A 20,967-nucleotide genomic window follows, 5' to 3' on the forward strand; every position below is an offset into this window, starting at 1 on the left:
TGTTTTTTTTCATGTATAATGGTTGCAAGTGACTAGTTCGGTTTTTTCATTTAAAATTCGTCGTCCAATCTAAGAAGGAGGTATATTCTTGTCCAAAAAAAATATTGATAAACTTTTGATCTTCGCTCTTGGCGGCGTGGGCGAAATCGGAAAAAATATGTATTGCGTTCAGTATGCGAACGATATCATCGTCATTGATAGTGGTTTGAAATTTCCAGAGGAGGACATGCTTGGAATTGACATTGTCATTCCAGATATTGGATACCTAACGGAGAATCGGGATAAAGTACGCGGCATTATCATTACTCACGGCCACGAAGATCATATTGGCGGCTTACCTTATGTACTTAAGCATCTTAACGTTCCACTTTATGCTACTAAGCTTACAATGGGACTTATCGAAGCAAAGTTGAAGGAAGCAAATTTACTTGGTACTACGAACCGGATCCTTATTAATTCGGAATCCGTACTTTCCTTAGGTGTTCTTACAGCATCTTTCTTCAAAACCAATCATAGTATTCCTGATTCTGTGGGTGTCGCTTTAGATACACCAGAAGGTGTCGTTGTTCATACAGGAGACTTTAAGTTCGATCAAACTCCTGTGAATGATCAATATGCGGATTTGCATCGTATGGCAGAGATTGGGAAGAAAGGCGTACTTGCCTTGCTTTCCGATAGCACCAATGCAGAACGCCCTGGTTACACAGGCTCTGAGCGCAGTGTTGGGGTTGAAATTGAGGAAGTGTTCCGTAAAGCTAAGCAAAGAGTTGTTATTGCGACATTTGCATCCAACATTCACCGTGTTCAACAGGTGTTTGATGCAGCCGCAGCAACTAATCGCAAAGTAACAGTAATCGGTCGCAGTATGGTTAACGTGGTTTCGATAGCTAGCGAGTTAGGGTACTTGCACATTCCGGATGGCATGCTAATCGAGCCAGAGGAAGTTAACAAGCTTGCCGCTGATCGCGTTGTCATTCTTTCCACTGGAAGCCAAGGAGAGCCAATGTCTGCTCTTACAAGAATGGCACGTTCAACCCATCGTAAAATCGATATTTTACCTGGTGATACGGTTATTATTGCGGCAACTCCAATTCCGGGGAATGAGCGTTATGTAGGCCGTACCGTAGATGAGTTATTCCGTATTGGCGCTAATGTGATTTACGGTCCAGGTTCAGTTACTGGTGTACACGTATCAGGTCACGGTAGTCAAGAAGAATTGAAATTAATGCTCAATCTTATAAAGCCTAAGTACTTTATTCCGATTCATGGCGAATATCGCATGCTGCGTCAACATGGCATCCTTGCCGAGTCTGTCGGCATTCCTAAAGAAGATATATTTATGTGCGATATCGGTGATACGGTAGAAATTCAAAATGGCGTTGCTCGCAAAGGATCTAAAGTTCAAAGCGGCAACATTCTGATTGATGGACTTGGCGTTGGAGATGTAGGCAACATTGTGTTGCGTGACCGTAAATTACTGTCTCAAGACGGAATTCTTGTGGTCGTAGTTACACTCAGCAAACAAGATGGCAAAATTCTATCTGGACCAGATATTATTTCCCGCGGATTCGTGTATGTACGTGAATCTGAAGGTCTCTTGGAAGAAGCCAATCGTATCGTAACGAATACGTTAACGAAATTAATGAATGAAAATGTAAATGAGTGGGCATCTTTAAAAACAAATGTGAAAGATGTTCTCGGACGCTTTTTATATGAACAAACCAGAAGAAGACCGATGATCCTTCCTATTATCATGGAAGTCTAGGCTCGAACAAGTCACTTGAACCTATGCAAATCATAAAGCTCTCTCCATCACTGGAGGGAGCTTTTTTTATTTCAGTTCGAATGCTGCAAATGCATGAAAGTACACAAATTTATTCATACTATGGGAGATTATGAATCGTACATGCAAAGTTTGCTAACAAAATGCGGTTAAAGTTTAAGTGCTTTTGTAAAAGCAAAACTCGAAGGGGGATTTTCAGTGGCAGCACCCACAGGACCGAAACAACAAGAACCGGAAACGGAAGAAAGTAAAAAAAATGCAGTCCTCGAAAACATTCAACAGTTAGGTCAAACGAATACGCTTTCTGGCGAATCTAATATTTTCTGCCTGACCATTATTGGTCAAGTGGAAGGACATATCGTTCTCCCTCCCCAGAATAAAACGACCAAATATGAACACATCATTCCGCAATTAGTCGCCGCAGAGCAGAATCCTAAGATAGAAGGCGTTATGATTATTTTAAACACGGTAGGGGGAGATGTCGAAGCGGGGCTAGCTATTGCGGAAATGGTCGCCACGTTATCGAAGCCTTCTATTGCTTTGGTGCTAGGTGGCGGACACAGCATTGGTGTTCCCATCGCAGTATCAGCGGACTACTCCATTATTGCCGAAACAGCAACGATGACGATTCACCCCATTCGATTGAATGGCTTAATTATTGGAGTCCCCCAAACATTTGAATATTTGGATAAAATGCAGGAACGGGTTGTACGGTTTGTTACGAAGCACTCTAATGTAACAGAAGAAAAGTTTAAAGAGTTGATGTTTAAGACTGGTGAGTTGACAAGGGATATAGGGACTACAGTTATTGGAATTGACGCTGTTAAATATGGCTTGATAGATCAAGTTGGCGGAATTGGTGATGCAATCCGAGAGCTTAATCAGCGAATAGAGAGTAAGAAAGCAGCAGCGAGCGGAGGCATCGTACAATGATACATTACTCCGTTATTCCTATGGACGTGATTTTTGAAGGAATGGATACGTATGAACCCAAATTTATCGAGATCGATCAGGGTGGAGTCAAAATGCAAATTGAACCGATTAGTGGCTTTCAGGCGCGAATTGTCAGACTGTTTAGCAGTAATCCTCAGGATTATTTGAACAATCAATATGCCCCTGGAACTATTATTTCATATAGTCCTGTTGTTGAGGCAGCTTTAACATTCTAGCCTGCTCTTCCTGTATCATCCCCCAAGTTAAATATGGTATAATGTGGACTTGGGGGTGGCAAGCGTGGCGAAACGCAAGAAAAAAGGTAAGGCACTAAAAACAAGCTTGTTATTCGAGTTATATGGTATTCTCATTCTAATCTTCTCCGTCATTGCACTTGCTCATCAAGGGCATGTTGGGAATTCGTTGATTTACCTTTTTCGATTTTTTGTGGGAACGTGGTATTCACTTATACCGCTGATTTTCATATATGTGGCCTTATATGCGATGATTAAGAGAGCATGGCCGCAGATGGTTACGCCTAAGAAAGCAGGCATATTGCTGTTTATACTTGGACTGCTAATAAAAAATCATATTGATTTGTTCGCTCAATTATATCCTGATGGCGGTTTCACGTCTGGTAAAGTCATTGCATCAACATGGAATGCCATGTTAGATGGTCTGAAACCAACAGAAGCAGGCAAGTCGGCACTCGAGCATGGTATTGGCGGCGGTATGATTGGCGCTATGCTGTACAGTATCCTTTACTTTCTGTTCGATTATTTGGGCGCGAGATTAATCCAATATGCGTTGTTTGTCATGGGTTTTATTCTGGCAACAGGGATTTCTTACGTAGACGTTGGCAATCTCGTGAAGGGTCGATTTAGTAATGTTGGCCAAAATTTTAAAGATAGAATGAAAGAGTGGCTGCAGGATCGGGAAACACGTCAGCCTCAAACAACCTCCACAGGTGCTATTGCACCTAAGGCGAAGAAATCTACTTACGTTCCAGTTGATGATGAATTTGATGAAGAGGTTTTCCAGCCTGTCAAACGGGCAAAGAAAACACCGCTTTTCATGGAACTTCTTCGTCCTAATAAGGAAAATCGGAAGAAGACAGCAGTCGAGAATCATTCAAATATAGATGAATTAAATGATTTAGATGCAGCTGATGAAACCGAGCAAGTTCTTTATAAGTCAAGTGGGAAGGATGCTGCTGAATCAGATTCACCTACTTCGGATCAACCAATCACACCAATTATCCGTGATTTTCAGGAGCAGGTTTTTCAAGAAGCTCAGCAGGCTGTTAAACATCCTGCAGCTTCCTCTACAGCGCCGGTCTCAAAAGTACAAGAGGCAGGGGCTATTGACACAGAGGATGAGACAGTTACGCTCGAATTTCAGGATAATGTGCCGATTGTGCAAACACGTCCATATGAAATGCCTTCACTTGATTTATTAGCGAAGCCTGCTGTTGGCAAAGGCAGTGAGATGGCGGACTATAAAGCGAATGCAAGGAAGCTTGAAGCCACGTTGGAGAGCTTTGGGGTGCGTGCGAAGGTGCTGGAGGTCGTCAGAGGCCCTGCTGTGACACGTTACGAGATACAGCCCGACGTGGGTGTGAAAGTTAGCAGAATCGTCTCCTTAACCGATGATATCGCTTTGGCGCTTGCCGCCAAGGATATTCGGATGGAAGCGCCGATTCCTGGAAAAGCAGCGATCGGCATTGAGGTGCCGAATCTGGAGGTTTCGATTGTAACCATGCGTGAAGTCATGGAAACATCTGCTTTTCAGGAATCCAGCTCACGGCTATCCGTTGTACTTGGGCGAGATATTTCTGGACAACCCATCGTCGGAAATTTGGCGAGAATGCCTCACTTACTTGTAGCTGGTGCCACCGGTTCAGGTAAATCCGTGTGCATTAATGGGATTATTACGAGCATTTTGTACAAAGCCAAGCCTAATGAAGTGAAGTTTCTAATGATCGATCCGAAAATGGTTGAATTGAATGTCTACAATGGGATCCCTCATCTACTGGCACCAGTTGTAACGGATCCTCGACGAGCTTCGCTAGCACTTAAGAAAGTCGTCGTTGAGATGGAAAAGCGTTATGAACTATTCTCGAAAAGCGGAACGCGAAATATTGAGGGTTACAACGCGATGTTGACAGAAAGCGGAACAGCAGCCCCCTTGCCATATTACGTAGTTATCGTAGATGAGTTAGCCGATTTAATGATGGTTGCTGCTAATGATGTGGAAGATTCCATTACCCGCCTTGCACAAATGGCCCGCGCAGCGGGAATTCATTTGATTATTGCTACACAACGACCTTCCGTTGATGTTATTACGGGCGTGATTAAAGCGAATATTCCATCGCGTATTGCGTTCGGTGTTTCGTCTCAAGTGGATTCACGGACCATTTTAGATATGGTCGGAGCCGAGAAGTTGTTAGGTCGAGGCGATATGCTTTATTTGCCGGTTGGCGCATCTAAGCCTGTTCGCATACAGGGAGCCTTTCTATCTGACCAAGAGGTTGAACAAGTGGTTGGCTTTGTTCGTACGCAGGAGCAGGCGAATTATCAAGAAGAAATGGTCCCGCATGTTGAAGAAATGCCGGAGCAGCAAAATGAATTTGAAGACGAGCTGTACGACCAGGCAGTTCAAATTGTTTTGGAAGCCAAGCAAGCCTCAGTTTCCCTGTTGCAACGACGTATGAGAGTCGGGTATACACGTGCGGCAAGGCTGGTTGACTCCATGGAAGCCAAAGGGGTTGTCGGGCCGTACGAAGGCAGTAAGCCTCGTGAGGTGCTGATGTCGATTGAACAATACCATCATAATCGGATCAGTTCCTAGCTTAAATAAACAATTGTACAAGCACTCTCCTCAGGAGAGTGTTTTTTTTTGTATAAACAGGGAGCCCCTTTCTCATAATAAGCAAGAAAAGGCTGTAATTTGAAAAGTGAGGTTGAGAAGGGGAATGAATAAACGATTAATTGTTCTTACATTCTGCATTGTTTTCGTACTAGTTGTCGCTTTTCAGTTGAAAGGAAAGTTCAATCCGCCAGCAGAAGAAACGTTTAGTAAAAATGAAGTGCGTTATGGAGCTACTGGAGCTGACGTTAACGAACTGCAAGGCAGATTGAAGTTCATTGGCTTCTATAGCGGCAGTATAGACGGAGATTATGGGTATAAAACTTTAACGGCAGTGAAACGATTCCAAGGTGAGTTTGGGATGAAAGTAGATGGCATTGTAGGTCCCAAGACCAAGCTTAAACTGTGGGAAGCTACGAAGAATTGGAAGCCTACAGCTCCAACCACAGGAGGAGGACAAAGCGGCGGAGACAAAGAAACGGCAACTTCAAATCAAAAGCCAGCCAATTTGCTTCCTTCCAATAACCTGGGCTTGTCTGAACAGGATCTGAAGATCATGGCGAATGCGGTGCATGGAGAGGCTCGCGGAGAGCCTTATATTGGGCAAGTAGCCGTAGCAGCCGTCATTTTGAATCGAGTGAAGTCGGCTAGTTTTCCTAATACGGTTTCTGGTGTTATCTTTCAGCCTGGTGCTTTCACAGCCGTAGCGGATGGCCAAATATGGTTAACACCTGATGAATCATCGAAAAAAGCTGTAAAAGATGCGTTGAATGGATGGGATCCTTCGGGTGGTTGTATCTATTATTTCAATCCGGCAACTGCGACATCCAAATGGATTTGGAGCAGGCCGCAAGTCAAAACGATTGGGAAACATATCTTCTGTAAATAATTATACAAAGGACAAGGAGAAGGAGCCAGCTTTGGTTGCTTCTCCTCTTCGTATAGGAATATAATGGATTTATATCACGGACAAAGAAGGGAGACCGACCTTTGAAGCATATACAATTTGAGCGCACTACATGGAATCATATACGTTTACATGTGCTGCCGACAGACCGGTTTAAAACGTTTGCAATTTCTGTGTACATAGGCCGTCCTCTAGAGGATGAAACGGTCACGAGTACCGCATTGACACCATTTGTACTGCGTAGAGGTACGGAATTACGCCCAGAGACGAAGCAATTTCGAGAATACTTAGATGATTTATATGGCGCAGGTTTCGGTTTTGATATTTACAAACGGGGCGATTACCAAATTGTTCAGTTACGTATGGATATCATCAATGACCGATTCGTGAAATCAGCACAATCTTTATTAAAGCAAGGACTTGAATTCGTTGGGGAAACGTTGACAAAGCCAGCGCTCGAAGAAGGACATTTTCGTAACAAATATGTTGATGCGGAGAAGCAGACTCTCCAGAAGCGCATAGAATCAGTCATTAATGATAAAATTCGTTACGCGGCTGAACGCTGTATCGAAGAAATGTGCAAGGATGATCCTTATCGTCTACACCCTTTGGGCAAAATAGATGATTTGGACCCTATCAATGCCGAACAACTTTACGAACAATATAAAAACTGGCTTCAAACGGCACCTATCGATATTTATGTCGTCGGAAATACGACGCTTTCTGAAGTAGAGGGTATTGTGAAGCAAGCTTTCTCCATTGAACGTAAGGAGGATGTCGGATATGTAACATCTGCACCGCGAGGAACAACGGGAGATGTGAAGACAATCGTTGAACGTCTGGATGTTAATCAAGGGAAACTGAACATGGGACTTCGTACAAATATTTCGTATCGAGATGATCAGTACCCAGTAGCTCTGATGTATAATGGCGTTCTCGGAGGTTACCCACACTCCAAATTGTTTACGAATGTTCGTGAGAAAGCGAGTCTGGCCTATTATGCCTCTTCTCGGTTTGATGGTCACAAAGGCATACTAACGATTCAGTCAGGGATTGAAATGGCGAATTATGAGAAAGCGGTTGAAATCATTCGAAAGCAGCTGACTGCTATGGAGCAAGGTGAAATCAGTGATATTGAATGGAATCAAACCAGAGCCATGATTGCCAATCAACTCCGCGAAATTCAGGATTCCGCATTTGAATTAATTTCTTTTGACTTTAATGCAATTTTATCTGGAAAAGAACGAACAGTTTCAGGCTTGATTGAATCTGTGGAGCAGGTAGATGTGGCGGCTATTGCTGAGGCTGCCAAACGTGTTCAACTGGATACGATATACTTTTTGCGGGACCAGAAGGGAGAGTAGAAGATGCAGGTTATTCCTTATCCACACCTTGGTGAAACCATTTATCACGAGAAGCTTGATAATGGGCTACATGTATTTGTTCTACCCAAAGATGGTTTCCAGAAAACTTATGCGACGTTCACGACGCAATTCGGATCTGTTGACAACTTTTTTCAAGTAGAAGGGAAAGAGTCAGTTCAAGTTCCGGATGGTATTGCTCATTTTCTGGAGCACAAAATGTTTGAGGAACCTGAAGGTGACATTTTCGCTACTTTCGCTTCTAACGGCGCTTCGGCTAATGCTTTCACAAGCTTTGATCGGACGGCGTACTTATTTTCATCTACGGATCACTATTTAACCAATTTAACGACATTAATTAATTTTGTGCAAAATCCTTATTTTACAGATGAAAATGTAGAAAAGGAAAAAGGGATTATCGGTCAAGAGATTAAAATGTACGAAGATAATGCGGATTGGAGAAGCTATTATGGATTAATTGAATCCTTATATGCTAAGCATCCTATCCATATTGATATTGCTGGAACTGTAGAATCCATTGCCGAAATATCAAAAGAAACCTTATATGAGTGCTACAACACTTTCTATCATCCCAGCAATATGAGCTTGTTTGTAGTTGGAGGCGTAGATCCAGAAGAGGTTATTTCGTTAGTTAAAGAGAATCAAGCTGCCAAAACGTTTCCACCACAAGGCAATATCCAACGATATTTCCCAGAAGAGCCTTTGGAAGTGAAGGAAGCGCGCAGAGTCACTCTCCTTCCTGTTTCACTGCCAAAATGTTTAATCGGATTCAAAGAACCTGCACCTTCCGTAAGCGGAAAGGACTTGTTAGTTAAAGAATTAACGACGAAATTAATGTTAGATGTTTTGTTCAGTTCAAGCTCTGATATTTATCAGGCACTATATGATGAGCAATTGATTTCTGATAATTTTGGTCATGAATATAATTGCAGCGAGGGATATGCGTTCTCTATTCTTGGAGGAGATACCAAAGATCCGGACCAACTAGTAGCACGTATACGCGAAGAGGTTGAGAAACGTAAGGATTCTGGACTTGATGAAATCACTTTCGAGCGAAGCCGTAAGAAGAAAATTGGTAATTTCCTACGGATGATGAACTCACCGGAATCTATTGCGAATGAATTCACTAAATACCGATTCAAAGATATTGATTTATTCGATATATTGCCTGTTTACGAGCAAATTACACTTGAAGATGTGAACCGTCGATTCCGCGAGCACTTTGATTGGAGCAGACTTGCTATCTCAATTGTGCAAAGTCGTAAGCCATCGTGACGTTTCCTAAGCCATTCAGTGAACAAACAGTTCTGATAACAGGGGCTAGCCGGGGGATTGGTGCAGCCATTGCTGAGCGCTTTGCCGCGGTAGGTATGAATGTTGTTATACACTACCGCGAGTCGCATGAAGCTGCTAATGAAGTGGCCAGATCCTGCATGAAGCATGGCGCCAAAGTATTAACCGTATCCGCGGATGTAATATCTCGTGAACAAATCTACAAGATGCAAGAAAAGCTGGAACAAAGAGACATGGTCCCTGATATTATCGTAAACAATGCAGGAATTTCGCACTTTGGTTTGCTTTCTGATGTAAGCGAAGAAGATTGGGACCAAGTGATGAATGTTAATCTTAAAGGCGCCTTTCTTTGTACACAAACGTTCATGACTGCAATGGTCAAACAAAAGTATGGCCGCATTATTAACGTATCCTCTATATGGGGCATCTCAGGTGCCTCCTGTGAGGTTGTATACTCAACAGCCAAAGGTGGGTTGAACGCCTTCACAAAGGCATTAGCGAAGGAACTGGCACCTTCTGGTGTGACGGTGAATGCCGTAGCGCCTGGTGCAGTTCAGACCGAAATGATGGCAGGTTTTCAGCCCGAGGAGCGGGAAGCGATTGCCAATGAAATTCCGGCAGGTCGTTTTGCATTGCCTGATGAAGTTGCTTCACTTGTATACTTTCTAGCACTTCCTGAATCCGGTTATATTACGGGTCAAATCATAAGTCCGAACGGTGGATGGTTAACCTGAGTGCAGAATAGGAAGCCTCGCGCATAATTTTAAGCGGGGAAGTGAATATTACGTATGTAATGACCATTTCTCATAATTTAAAGGAGGCTTCTTACAATGGCTACTGTACTTAAAGTATTTGATAAGTGGAAAGAGTTTTTGGCTGAACGTGTGAGTCAGGCTGGACATGCGGGGATGAGTGAAGAAACCATTTCTAAACTCGCTTTTCAAATTGGTGAATTTCTAGCTAATAAAGTAGATCCCGAAAATGAACAAGAGCGAGTGCTCAAAGAGCTATGGGATGCAGGGGATGAGCAAGAAAAGCGTACAATTGCCCGCCTCATGGTAAAATTAGTAGACAAAGGTTAATAACCGTTTTACAATTCAATAGGGTACTATGTGAAAGCCTCCTCTTTCGGAGGCTTTTGCACGCTTTATAAGGAAGAAAGGAATTGTAATTTCATGGTAATCAAACATTTTTTGCTTGCTTTTTTGCTCTTATCTTTTATTTTAACAGGGTGTGGGAATCGTGGAATTCCAGCCATTAAGCAAGAGTTATTGGATAATAAATTATCTGTACTAATGTTGACAGGCGCTAGTATGTCTGCGCCAGCTAAACAGTCAGTAGGAAATGCGCTTCAACAGTGGAGAGATGCGAATTTTATAGCCTTCGATTGGATCAAGGATTTGAATCAACTGGATGAAAGCGTTATAACAAAGTTGAAAGCAAGTAAATATGATTACATATATGTCATTGGTAATGAACTGTTTCCTTCTGCTAATGAGGTGATTGGACAAGGGCTTTCGACTGGGAAATGGACCTTATTACAAAGTCAGCTTGATGCCAAAGGGATCACTAGTCAGGTAAATGAGCAAGCTTCGTTCTTGCAAATTGATTCGCTTCAGATTGAGAACTTGAAAAATAAATGGATCCAAGACCTGTTAGCACAAAACATTGTTGTGGAGTGGGTGACTCGAAGTGATCGTCCGATTCCTTCTGCATGGGCACCTTCGGAGGAAGCGGATCATATCGTTTTACTTGATAATAATGAACAATGGTTTCAGCAGTTATCCTTCCAAACGAGGCAGCATCGCTCTAGCACCATTATTTTCTATACACCAGTAGATGAGGCGCAAGTACAAAAGGCTAAGTCTATCGGAGTATCGGTTGTGGATATTTCAGGAGCTGTATCGGCTGAGCTTAACTGGGCCCAAATACTAGACAATCGTTTGGCAGTGATGAAAAGCAGCTCTTGGAAAAAAGGTGGTGCGATTTACAACCAACAAGAGCTTAAAGAACTAAAAATGAAATAACTCTGTGTATTTTTACGCGATAAAAGAAGGATATTGACGGAAATTGTAGAAATTACTTGAATAGGTATCGACTTGTTCGTTACAGATATTGCGATGAGGTGGAAAGAGTGGACGTAAAAGAGTGGTATATGGAGTACAAAATTCACAAAAACCGTCCCGGCTTATTAGGGGATATTGCCTCCTTGATGGGGATGCTGGATATTAATATTGTGACCATCAATGGGGTAGAAGATCGTACACGTGGTATGCTTCTACAAACCAATGATGAAGAAAAAATTGACTTAATGGGTAAAATGCTAAGAAAAGTAGATAATATTACTATTACTGCTCTTAGACCCCCAAAACTTGTTGATATTTTAGCAGTCCGTCATGGTCGGTATATTGAGCGTGATTCGGATGATCGCAAAACATTCCGTTTTACTCGTGATGAATTGGGATTATTAGTTGACTTCCTTGGTGAGATTTTCAAGCGAGAAGGGAACCAAGTTGTTGGCCTACGCGGAATGCCGCGTGTCGGTAAAACGGAGTCGATTATTGCAGGAAGTGTATGCGCAAACAAACGTTGGACTTTCGTTTCCTCTACATTACTCAGACAAACCGTGCGCAGTCAACTGTCGGAAGATGAAATGACTCCAAATAATGTATATATTATTGATGGTATTGTTTCCACCATACGTTCCAATGAGAAGCATTACAGCCTTTTGCAGGAGATTATGGGGATGCCTTCTACGAAGGTTATCGAGCATCCGGATATATTTATTCGGGAGTCGGAATACACATATAATCACTTCGATTATATTATTGAGCTGCGAAATAGCCCAGATGAAGAAATCAATTATGATTCATTTACGTATACGTCCGAACCTTTTTAATGTCTGTAACGTCATTAAATAAAGAAGATCCCGCGAGGAGGTGACCATATGTCTGATCTCGGATACATTTTACGCAAAACACGCCAGGAAAAGAAGATCTCGCTTGACGATCTTCAAGAAGTTACGAAAATTCGTAAACGATATCTGGAAGCGATTGAAGAAGGAAACTACAAGGTTCTGCCAGGCAGTTTCTATGTACGTGCTTTTATTAAAAGCTACGCCGAGGCGGTGGGACTTGATCCTGCTGAAGTTCTTAACATGTACCAAACAACGAATCCATCACCAGTTGTAGAGAAACCAGTTGTAGAAACGATTCGTAAAAATAGAACGAGTGTCCGTAATACCGAGAAATTGAGCCGTTGGGCTTCTGGTACGATGTTTGTCTGTTTCATTCTGCTTATATTCGGTATCGTATACTACTATACGTACAAGAATTATAAGGGGACGCCTGCAGACGAAAAACCTTCCCAAACGCAATCTCCGAGAATCACAGATACTACGAATCCAGCGACTAGCCCTGCTCCTAGTACGACAATGAATACGTCCGGTGACGGTAAAGTGGCGCCTCTTTCGACTCCAATACCGACACCAGCACCTACACCAACGCCATCTGTTCAAGTTAAGTTTAGCACTAGCGAGAAAGGTGTAGATAATTACACGATAACCGGCGCTTCCAATCTGGATATTCAGATGAAAATAACAGGTTCTTGTTGGATTCGTGTGGATTCTCTTACTGAGGCAGGCGGTAAAGAAATGCTTAGACAGAAGCTTTACAAAGCCGGTGACACAGACTCTTTTGATTTAACCAGTTCAGCGTATTTAAATGTAGGTGCAGCCAGTGCTTTAGAACTTACTGTGAATGGTACGGTCGTTCCTGTCGGGGATACACCAAACCCTAAAAGGGTACAGCTCAATTTGCAAAAAAGCTAGCATTTTGACGGTTCCTGCGCTTTCCCGGGTAATGAATAATACGAAGAGATATCCTAGGCTGAGAGGGCTTGGGATGTTTCTTTTTTTACGGCTTCTTGCTATAATGCTATTGTAATTTGATGGAAAGGATGTTTTGTCTAAGATGAGTTCAGAATGCTCGTTTGATATCGTATCCAAGGTGGATATGCAGGAACTAAACAACGCCATTCAGCAGGCGGAAAAAGAGATTCTTACCCGCTTTGACTTTAAAGGTAGTAAGAGCAGCATTAAATTAGATAAGGACCAGCTTGTTGTCACTTCCGATGATGAGTTTAAGCTTCAGAATGTTCTTGATATTATGCATGCCAAAATGACAAAGCGTGGTATCTCGATTAAGAATCTCGAGTACAGTAAAGTCGAACCAGCGGCTGGTTCCACTGTAAGGCAGAAAATTAGCATGAAACAAGGTGTCGATCAGGAGAACTCGAAAAAAATTAACATCCTTATTCGTGACTCCAAACTTAAAGTTAAGACGCAAATCCAAGGTGATCAAATCCGCGTAACCGGGAAGAGTCGAGATGATTTACAAGCTGTTATTGCGCTTTTGCGTAAGGCGGAAATTCCTCTTGATTTACAATTTGTAAACTTGAAATAGGCATACATACGAAGTTCTTTGGATGGACTCCCCCTACATGTAGGGGGTTTTTACATTTTGACACCCTATAGGGCTTGTATTATACTGGTAGGGAGTGTTTTTTAGGACTATTGGAGGTTGTTTCTTTCATGACAGAAAAGGTTAAAGTAGTTACTCTCGGATGCGAAAAGAATTTGGTCGATTCCGAGATTATGTCAGGATTAATTCATGGCCGTGGTTTTCAACTTGTTGATAACAAGGAAGATGCCACTGTCATTATCGTGAACACTTGCGGGTTCATTGATGCAGCGAAAGAAGAATCCGTTAATACAATTTTGGATATGGCAGAACTAAAGCAAACAGCGAATCTCAAGGCGCTAATCGTCTCCGGATGTCTTACACAACGCTACAAAAAGCAGTTGATGGAAGAAATGCCAGAGATTGATGGCATTGTGGGTACTGGAGATTTCGATAAAATCAACCATATCGTAGATGAAGCGCTTCGCGGAAAGAAACCGGTTCTTGTTGGGAATCCGGTGTTTAATTATGATGCGGACCTGCCAAGACTTATGACTACTCCACGATATACAGCCTATGTGAAAATTGCAGAAGGCTGCGATAACGCATGTACATTCTGCAGTATTCCAATCATGCGAGGCAGCTTCAAAAGCAGAAGTATGGAGTCCATCGTTGCGGAAGTAGCCAATCTTGCTGCTCAAGGCGTTAAAGAAATAAGTTTAATTGCGCAGGATTCCACGAATTATGGCACAGATCTTTATGATGGCTTTATGCTGCCTACCTTGCTGAATAAAGTAAGTGAAGTGGAAGGCATCGAGTGGGTGCGGCTGCACTATGCTTACCCTGGATTCTTTAGCGATGAACTGATTGCCGTGATGGCATCTAATCCAAAGGTATGTAAGTACATCGATATGCCGCTTCAACATAGTGAAGATTCTATTCTTAAACGGATGCGTAGACCTGGTCGCCAGAAGGATACACGTGAATTAGTTCGTAAAATTCGTGAAGCGATTCCGGATGTCGCCCTACGTACCTCACTCATTGTAGGTTTCCCAGGTGAAACCGAGCAGGACTTCGAAAACTTGAAACAATTTGTTCGCGACGTTCAGTTTGATCGTCTTGGAGTTTTTGCCTATTCCAAGGAAGATGATACGCCAGCAGCACGTTTACCGGACCAAGTTCCTGATGATGTAAAAGAGTATCGCGCGAACGCGATTATGGAAATTCAACGTGAAATCTCGAATCTGCGTGGCGGACGTCGCATTGGGCAGGAAATTGATGTGCTGATCGAAAGATACGATGGCAGAAGTGATGTATATATTGGACGTTCCCAATTTGATGCTCCTGAGATTGATGGAGAAGTATTCGTGTCGAATGCGAAACTTAACATTGGTGAACTAGCTAAAGTTCGTATTACCCACTCTTATGAGTTTGACTTATCCGGGGAGGTAATTGCATGAACCTAGCTAACCGCATCACCGTGGCGAGGATTTTATTAGTACCTATTATCATGTTTTTTCTGTTGATTAAGGTGAAATTCCCTCATATACGGATAGAGGAATTTAGCATAACGTATAATCAAATTATTGCGGCTCTAATTTTCATTATTGCAGCGAGTACAGACAGTTTAGATGGTTACATTGCCAGAAAACGTAATCTTGTAACCAACTTGGGTAAGCTGCTTGATCCTTTAGCGGATAAACTGCTTGTTACGGCTGTGCTTGTCTCATTAGTGGAAATGGGTAAAGTAGATGCTTGGATTGTTATTGTCATTATCAGTAGAGAGTGGGCCGTCACAGGACTTCGCCAAATTGCTCTATTGGAAGGCACCGTGATGGCAGCTAGCAAATGGGGTAAAGCGAAGACAGCAGCTCAGATTACAGCCATCATTGCACTACTTATCAATAATTTTCCTTTTACGTTTCTGCACTTCCCTTTTGATGTTATAGCTAGTTGGGTAGCAGCAATTATTACCGTGTATTCGGGTGTGGAGTACTTTGTAAAGAATAAGCATGTCATAGATTTTTCAGAAAAGGCGCAATAGGGAAACCTATTGCTTTTTTTTACTACTGACAGAGATTTTCTCATTTTAAGGAGGGAATTTGAAATGAAAGCAGAAATAATCGCAGTTGGAACGGAACTTTTACTAGGCCAAATTGTAAATACGAATGCTCAATTTCTCTCCAGAGAATGTGCTGCGATTGGCGTAGATATGTATTTCCAAACCGTCGTTGGTGATAATGAACAGAGATTGCTAGAAAGCTTCAAATTAGCTGCTTCAAGGGCTGATGTCGTTATTTGTACAGGCGGTCTTGGACCTACGCAGGATGATTTGACGAAGGATGTACTTGCTGCATTTGTAGGCCGTGAATTGATTATGCATGAGCCCTCTATGAAAACAATTACGGATATGTTTCAGTCGCGCGGGATCCATATGGTTGAAAGCAACAGACGACAAGCGATGATGATAGAGGGAAGTGATCCTTTACATAATGAAACAGGGCTTGCTGTTGGTGTTGCATTTACATACGAAGAGACACATTTCATTCTTTTACCAGGCCCGCCAAAAGAAATGAAGCCAATGTTCACCAAGTATGCAGTTCCTTGGCTGCGTGCACGGATGACGGATGAGATTCCGCTTTATTCCAAAATGCTTAAATTTGCCGGTATCGGTGAGTCTAACTTGGAACATCAACTAATTGATCTTATCCAAGCTCAAACCGACCCAACGATTGCTCCTTATGCCAAAGAAAGCGAAGTGACGATTCGCTTAACAACACGTGCAAAGTCAGCTGCAGAAGGTGAACGGAATCTTCAAGCGACCGAACAAGAGATTAGAACGCGATTAGGTGAGCATCTCTATGCCGACCAAGATGTTCCTATCGAGACGATTGTACTGCAATTGCTTGGTGAGAAGAACCAGACACTTGCTGTGGCTGAAAGCTGCACAGGCGGCCTGCTAAGTGATATGATTACTGCGATATCGGGGAGTTCCCAATCTTTCCTTGGAGGAATTATTTGTTATTCGAACGCCTTGAAGCATAAGCTTCTTGGTGTTCCAATGGAAGTGCTTGAAGGGAAGGGTTCCCCAGGTGCTGTTAGCAGCGAGACAGCTGCCCTTTTAGCGGAGCAATTGATTACTGTGACTGGATGTGACTTTGGGCTGTCCGTCACGGGTGTAGCCGGTCCTAGTCCGTCAGAAGGCAAACCTGTAGGACTTGTTTATATAGGTTTTGCTCAAAAGAATATAGCAACAAAGGTAGTTACTTTGCAGCTATCTGGCAATCGGGAGTCGATAAAGCATAGAGCAGCCAAAAGTGCGCTCTATCAATTATGGAAACAGTTGAAAGATAGCTAGAGTTCGCATATAATAAGACTAAGTGTTAACGGAAGAACCGTAGCAAAGCGATAACTTTGTTGCGGTTTTTTGTTTGTTCGCTAAAAAGTCGAATGTATGTTCGAAAAAATGCTTGGCAAACACCTGAAAACAAGTTATCATATACCTATAATGATAGAAGAAGGAAGTGAGTGTTTTGTCAGATCGTCGCGCAGCACTTGATAATGCTTTACGTCAAATTGAGAAACAGTTCGGAAAAGGCTCCATCATGAAGCTTGGAGAATCTACACATATGCAAGTTGAAACGATTTCATCTGGAGCTCTTGCTCTTGATATCGCTCTTGGTATAGGTGGGTTTCCACGTGGAAGAATTATAGAAGTATACGGACCCGAGTCTTCCGGTAAAACGACGGTAGCTCTACACGCTATCGCAGAAGTACAGAAGACTGGTGGACAAGCAGCTTTTATCGATGCGGAGCACGCATTGGATCCTTCTTATGCAAGCAAGCTTGGTATTAATATAGATGAGCTTCTACTCTCTCAACCGGATACCGGTGAACAAGCACTTGAAATCGCTGAAGCTTTAGTACGAAGTGGTGCTGTAGATATTATTGTAATTGACTCTGTAGCGGCATTAGTACCTAAAGCAGAGATTGAAGGCGATATGGGTGATTCTCACGTGGGTCTTCAGGCTCGCTTGATGTCCCAAGCACTTCGTAAGCTGTCTGGTGCGATCAACAAGTCCAAAGTTATCGCGATTTTCATTAACCAGTTGCGTGAGAAAGTTGGCGTTATGTTTGGTAACCCAGAGACAACACCTGGTGGCCGTGCACTTAAGTTCTACTCATCAGTTCGACTAGACGTTCGTCGTGTGGAGACAATCAAACAGGGGAATGATATGGTTGGTAACCGCACAAGAATTAAAGTCGTTAAGAATAAAGTAGCTCCGCCGTTTAAACAAGCGGAAGTGGATATTATGTACGGTGAAGGAATTTCACGCGAAGGAAGTATTATTGATATCGGAACAGAGATGGATATCGTTAATAAAAGCGGAGCTTGGTATTCATATGAAGGTGAGCGTCTTGGTCAAGGTCGTGAGAATGCGAAGCAGTTTTTGAAAGAGAACAAAAGTATTTCAGAAACGATAGAATTAAGGATTCGTGAGAACAGTAATTTAATTAAAGTTGTCGCTCCTAATGTTGACGAGGAAGATGATGAATTAGAACCAGATTTCGAGTAATTTTTCAATAAATCATACTTGAAAGCACCTTAAACCTTGTGTTAAGGTGCTTTTCTTCATAGAAGGAGTTGGTTAGTTTTGAATAGTGAAGAGCAACAACCATTGTTAATCATCACCAAGGTTGAGAAACAGAAGCGCGGTAATCATCGCTATAATATATTTTTAAATGAAGAATATGCATTCTCCGTTCATGAAGACATTCTCATCAAGCATCGGTTAAATAAAGGGGAAACCATACAGCTACAAGAAATCGAAAGTATAACGCTTGATGAGGAACAGAATATGGCATATATAAAGGCCGTAAGCATGATAGGCAGACGACCACACTCATTAAGTGAAGTAAAACGTAAGCTGAAAGAGAAAGGCTTCGAAATGTCTATTATTACATGGGCATGTGAGAAGTTAGTCCAGCAAAATTATATTAATGATGAGGAATTTGCGAAAATGTGGACAGATAATCGCATTATTTCGCAGCGAAAAGGTCGGAATCTCGTACGACAAGAGCTTCAACAAAAAGGCATCGATAAAGAATTGGTCAAAAATGCCATGGAAACTATCGATCCTGAAGACGAGTTTGCGGGGGCAATGAGGTTGGGGCAAACGAAATGGAAGCAAACCTCAGGAAAGACCATGGATCGTAAAAGAAAGACGGGAGCTTTTCTTATGCGGAGAGGCTATACAGGCTCTATTGTTAACAAGGTTTTGGGGGTATTAAGCAGTGAATCGAGTGATGAGGAATTCGAAATCTCAGATGACTCGCTTGATTATTAATGCCATTAATTATATATTTAATTAGTTAATGACATTAAACATTGTTGAGGGCTGGAAATAGTTATTCCTTCTTCTCAGGGACATTCGCTTGACAAGCTTCTTCGACAAAAGATAAAATAACAGTGTATATTTTCATAATGTATTCAAAATCATACTCATTTCATTGATTTTGAGGGGACAGATGTAGAAACCGCCAATTTTTACACTGTTGATTATGGATTATTAGCACTATAGTGCCTCTAACGCACGGTGCGCATTCATTTAAAAGCCATACTCTTAATTAAGCAGGGTATGTATGACTAGTCAAACAATTAAAAATCGGATTAAAAAACCGAAGGGAATCCCAGGCTAACACCTTGGAGAAACCAACGAGGAGGTGAACAAGATGATGCCAGTCATCTGGATCGCGATCATTCTCATTGTTGGAGCTGCATGCTTAGGGATTGGTTATTTTATCCGTAAATCTCTTGCAGAAGCGAAAATTTCCAGTGCTGAAACAGCCGCTGAACAGATTAGAGAATCTGCCAAGAAGGAAGCAGAAGCACTGAAAAAAGAAACGGTTCTGGAAGCAAAGGACGAAGTGCACAAACTGAGGTCCGAAGCTGAAAAAGACATTCGTGAACGTCGAAATGAAATTCAACGACAAGAAAGACGATTGTTGCAAAAAGAGGAATCGCTGGATAAAAAATTAGAATCTCTCGAGCGTAAAGAAGAGCAAGTTGCCAACAAAGAGAAGCGGATCGAGGATACACAATCACAAATTGATCAGCTTTATAAAAGCCAAGTTTCGGAGTTAGAGCGAATTTCTGGTCTTACAATGGATGAAGCGAAGAGTATCATTCTTACAAATGTAGAACAGGAAGTTCGTCACGAAACCGCACAGCTTATTAAAGAAATCGAACAGCAGGCCAAAGAAGAAGGCGATAAGAAAGCCCGTGAAATCATCACGCTCGCCATTCAACGTTGTGCTGCTGATCACGTTGCTGAAACAACCGTTTCAGTTGTTTCACTGCCAAATGAAGAAATGAAAGGCCGAATCATCGGTCGTGAAGGACGTAATATTCGCGCTCTGGAAACATTGACGGGTATTGACCTTATTATTGATGATACGCCAGAAGCGGTTATTTTATCAGGATTTGATCCAATCCGACGCGAAATTGCTCGTACATCTTTAGAAAAGCTTGTTGCTGATGGACGAATTCATCCAGCACGCATTGAAGAGATGGTTGAGAAATCCCGTAAAGAAGTGGACGAACGTATTCGCGAGTATGGGGAGCAAGCCACGTTTGAGGTAGGTGTACACGGATTGCATCCTGACTTGATCAAAATTTTGGGTCGCTTGAAATTCAGAACAAGTTACGGTCAAAACGTGTTGAAACATTCCATGGAAGTAGCTTATCTGGCTGGTCTGATGGCCGGGGAGCTCGGGGTAGACGTAACTTTGGCGAAACGTGCCGGGCTGCTTCATGACATCGGTAAGGCGCTAGATCACGAGGTTGAAGGATCTCATGTGGAAATCGGTGTTGAGATTGGTAAGAAGTACAAGGAGCATCCAGTCGTTATTAATAGTATTGCTTCGCATCACGGTGACGTGGAAGCAACCTCTGTTATTGCGATGTTAGTAGGAGCTGCAGATGCTTTATCCGCAGCAAGACCTGGAGCACGCAGAGAGACGCTTGAAACGTATATTAAACGTCTGGAGAAGCTTGAAGAGATTTCGGAGTCCTTCGAAGGTGTTGAGAAATCATACGCCATTCAAGCAGGTCGCGAAGTACGCGTAATGGTTCAACCGGAGAAAGTGGATGATACCGAAGCGTTCCGACTAGCCCGTGATATTACGAAGAAAATCGAGGGTGAACTCGATTATCCAGGACATATTAAGGTTACGGTCATTCGTGAAACAAGAGCTGTTGAATACGCTAAATAAGATACCAATGCGAAAAGTGGCTGATATAGCCACTTTTCCTTATTTTCAGGCTGGCCATTGAATACA

The 20,967-nt window shown here is 42.4% G+C and carries 19 protein-coding genes; all 19 read left to right on the plus strand.

Going from position 1 to position 20,967, the window contains the following annotated elements; all coding sequences use genetic code 11:
• The first annotated feature begins 88 nt into the window (after positions 1-88).
• The 19 genes from NYR53_RS16145 to rny all read left to right on the plus strand — a co-directional run bounded on the left by NYR53_RS16145 (position 89) and on the right by rny (position 20,901).
• A complete protein-coding gene (locus NYR53_RS16145) occupies positions 89-1,765 on the plus strand; it encodes a ribonuclease J (RefSeq protein ID WP_261306073.1) in 1,677 nt (558 codons plus the stop codon).
• A gap of 216 nt (positions 1,766-1,981) precedes the next feature.
• On the plus strand, positions 1,982-2,716 hold the full coding sequence (locus NYR53_RS16150; protein WP_261306074.1) for a ClpP family protease: 735 nt from the start codon (positions 1,982-1,984) through the stop codon (positions 2,714-2,716).
• Entirely contained in the window at positions 2,713-2,952 is a 240-nt protein-coding gene (locus NYR53_RS16155; RefSeq protein ID WP_261306075.1) for a YlzJ-like family protein, read from the plus strand. The genes NYR53_RS16150 and NYR53_RS16155 overlap by 4 nt, the downstream gene beginning before the upstream one ends.
• Positions 2,953-3,016: 64 nt before the next feature.
• Positions 3,017-5,566, plus strand: a complete 2,550-nt coding sequence (locus NYR53_RS16160) for a DNA translocase FtsK (RefSeq protein WP_261306076.1) — start codon at positions 3,017-3,019, stop codon at positions 5,564-5,566.
• Positions 5,567-5,690: 124 nt separating this feature from the next.
• Complete coding sequence (gene sleB / locus NYR53_RS16165) at positions 5,691-6,473, plus strand: spore cortex-lytic enzyme (protein ID WP_261306077.1); 783 nt, start codon at positions 5,691-5,693, stop codon at positions 6,471-6,473.
• A gap of 101 nt (positions 6,474-6,574) precedes the next feature.
• Complete coding sequence (gene yfmF / locus NYR53_RS16170; protein ID WP_261306078.1) at positions 6,575-7,855, plus strand: EF-P 5-aminopentanol modification-associated protein YfmF; 1,281 nt, start codon at positions 6,575-6,577, stop codon at positions 7,853-7,855.
• Between the two features lie 3 nt (positions 7,856-7,858).
• Positions 7,859-9,148 carry an EF-P 5-aminopentanol modification-associated protein YfmH gene (gene yfmH / locus NYR53_RS16175; RefSeq protein WP_261306079.1) on the plus strand — a complete coding sequence of 430 codons (1,290 nt, stop codon included), beginning with the start codon at positions 7,859-7,861 and terminating at the stop codon, positions 9,146-9,148.
• Entirely contained in the window at positions 9,145-9,900 is a 756-nt protein-coding gene (gene ymfI, locus NYR53_RS16180) for an elongation factor P 5-aminopentanone reductase (protein ID WP_261306080.1), read from the plus strand. Before yfmH ends, ymfI begins: the two co-directional genes overlap by 4 nt.
• 96 nt (positions 9,901-9,996) lie before the next feature.
• On the plus strand, positions 9,997-10,248 hold the full coding sequence (locus tag NYR53_RS16185; protein WP_029195270.1) for a DUF3243 domain-containing protein: 252 nt from the start codon (positions 9,997-9,999) through the stop codon (positions 10,246-10,248).
• Positions 10,249-10,341: 93 nt separating this feature from the next.
• Positions 10,342-11,193 carry a hypothetical protein gene (locus NYR53_RS16190; RefSeq protein ID WP_261306081.1) on the plus strand — a complete coding sequence of 284 codons (852 nt, stop codon included), beginning with the start codon at positions 10,342-10,344 and terminating at the stop codon, positions 11,191-11,193.
• A 128-nt stretch (positions 11,194-11,321) separates the two neighbouring features.
• Positions 11,322-12,065 (plus strand): DUF3388 domain-containing protein, encoded by a 744-nt coding sequence (locus NYR53_RS16195; protein ID WP_437180185.1) that lies wholly within the window; start codon positions 11,322-11,324, stop codon positions 12,063-12,065.
• A gap of 48 nt (positions 12,066-12,113) precedes the next feature.
• Entirely contained in the window at positions 12,114-12,995 is an 882-nt protein-coding gene (locus NYR53_RS16200; protein WP_261306082.1) for a helix-turn-helix domain-containing protein, read from the plus strand.
• 142 nt (positions 12,996-13,137) lie between these two features.
• Positions 13,138-13,629, plus strand: coding sequence for a YajQ family cyclic di-GMP-binding protein (locus NYR53_RS16205; RefSeq protein ID WP_047672977.1), 492 nt, complete (start codon positions 13,138-13,140; stop codon positions 13,627-13,629).
• Between the two features lie 128 nt (positions 13,630-13,757).
• The gene (gene rimO, locus NYR53_RS16210) at positions 13,758-15,086 is read left to right on the plus strand and encodes a 30S ribosomal protein S12 methylthiotransferase RimO (protein ID WP_047672979.1); all 1,329 of its coding nucleotides are present in this window, start codon (positions 13,758-13,760) and stop codon (positions 15,084-15,086) included.
• A complete protein-coding gene (gene pgsA / locus NYR53_RS16215; protein WP_057301502.1) occupies positions 15,083-15,670 on the plus strand; it encodes a CDP-diacylglycerol--glycerol-3-phosphate 3-phosphatidyltransferase in 588 nt (195 codons plus the stop codon). The genes rimO and pgsA overlap by 4 nt, the downstream gene beginning before the upstream one ends.
• Before the next feature lie 63 nt (positions 15,671-15,733).
• The gene (locus NYR53_RS16220; protein WP_261306083.1) at positions 15,734-16,984 is read left to right on the plus strand and encodes a competence/damage-inducible protein A; all 1,251 of its coding nucleotides are present in this window, start codon (positions 15,734-15,736) and stop codon (positions 16,982-16,984) included.
• Positions 16,985-17,159: 175 nt separating this feature from the next.
• Positions 17,160-18,203, plus strand: coding sequence for a recombinase RecA (gene recA, locus NYR53_RS16225; RefSeq protein WP_290428999.1), 1,044 nt, complete (start codon positions 17,160-17,162; stop codon positions 18,201-18,203).
• Between the two features lie 78 nt (positions 18,204-18,281).
• Complete coding sequence (locus NYR53_RS16230) at positions 18,282-18,974, plus strand: regulatory protein RecX (RefSeq protein WP_261306085.1); 693 nt, start codon at positions 18,282-18,284, stop codon at positions 18,972-18,974.
• Between the two features lie 385 nt (positions 18,975-19,359).
• The gene (gene rny / locus NYR53_RS16235; protein WP_261306086.1) at positions 19,360-20,901 is read left to right on the plus strand and encodes a ribonuclease Y; all 1,542 of its coding nucleotides are present in this window, start codon (positions 19,360-19,362) and stop codon (positions 20,899-20,901) included.
• The last annotated feature ends 66 nt before the right edge of the window (positions 20,902-20,967 follow it).

Source organism: Paenibacillus andongensis (assembly GCF_025369935.1).
GTDB lineage: Bacteria > Bacillota > Bacilli > Paenibacillales > NBRC-103111 > Paenibacillus_E > Paenibacillus_E andongensis.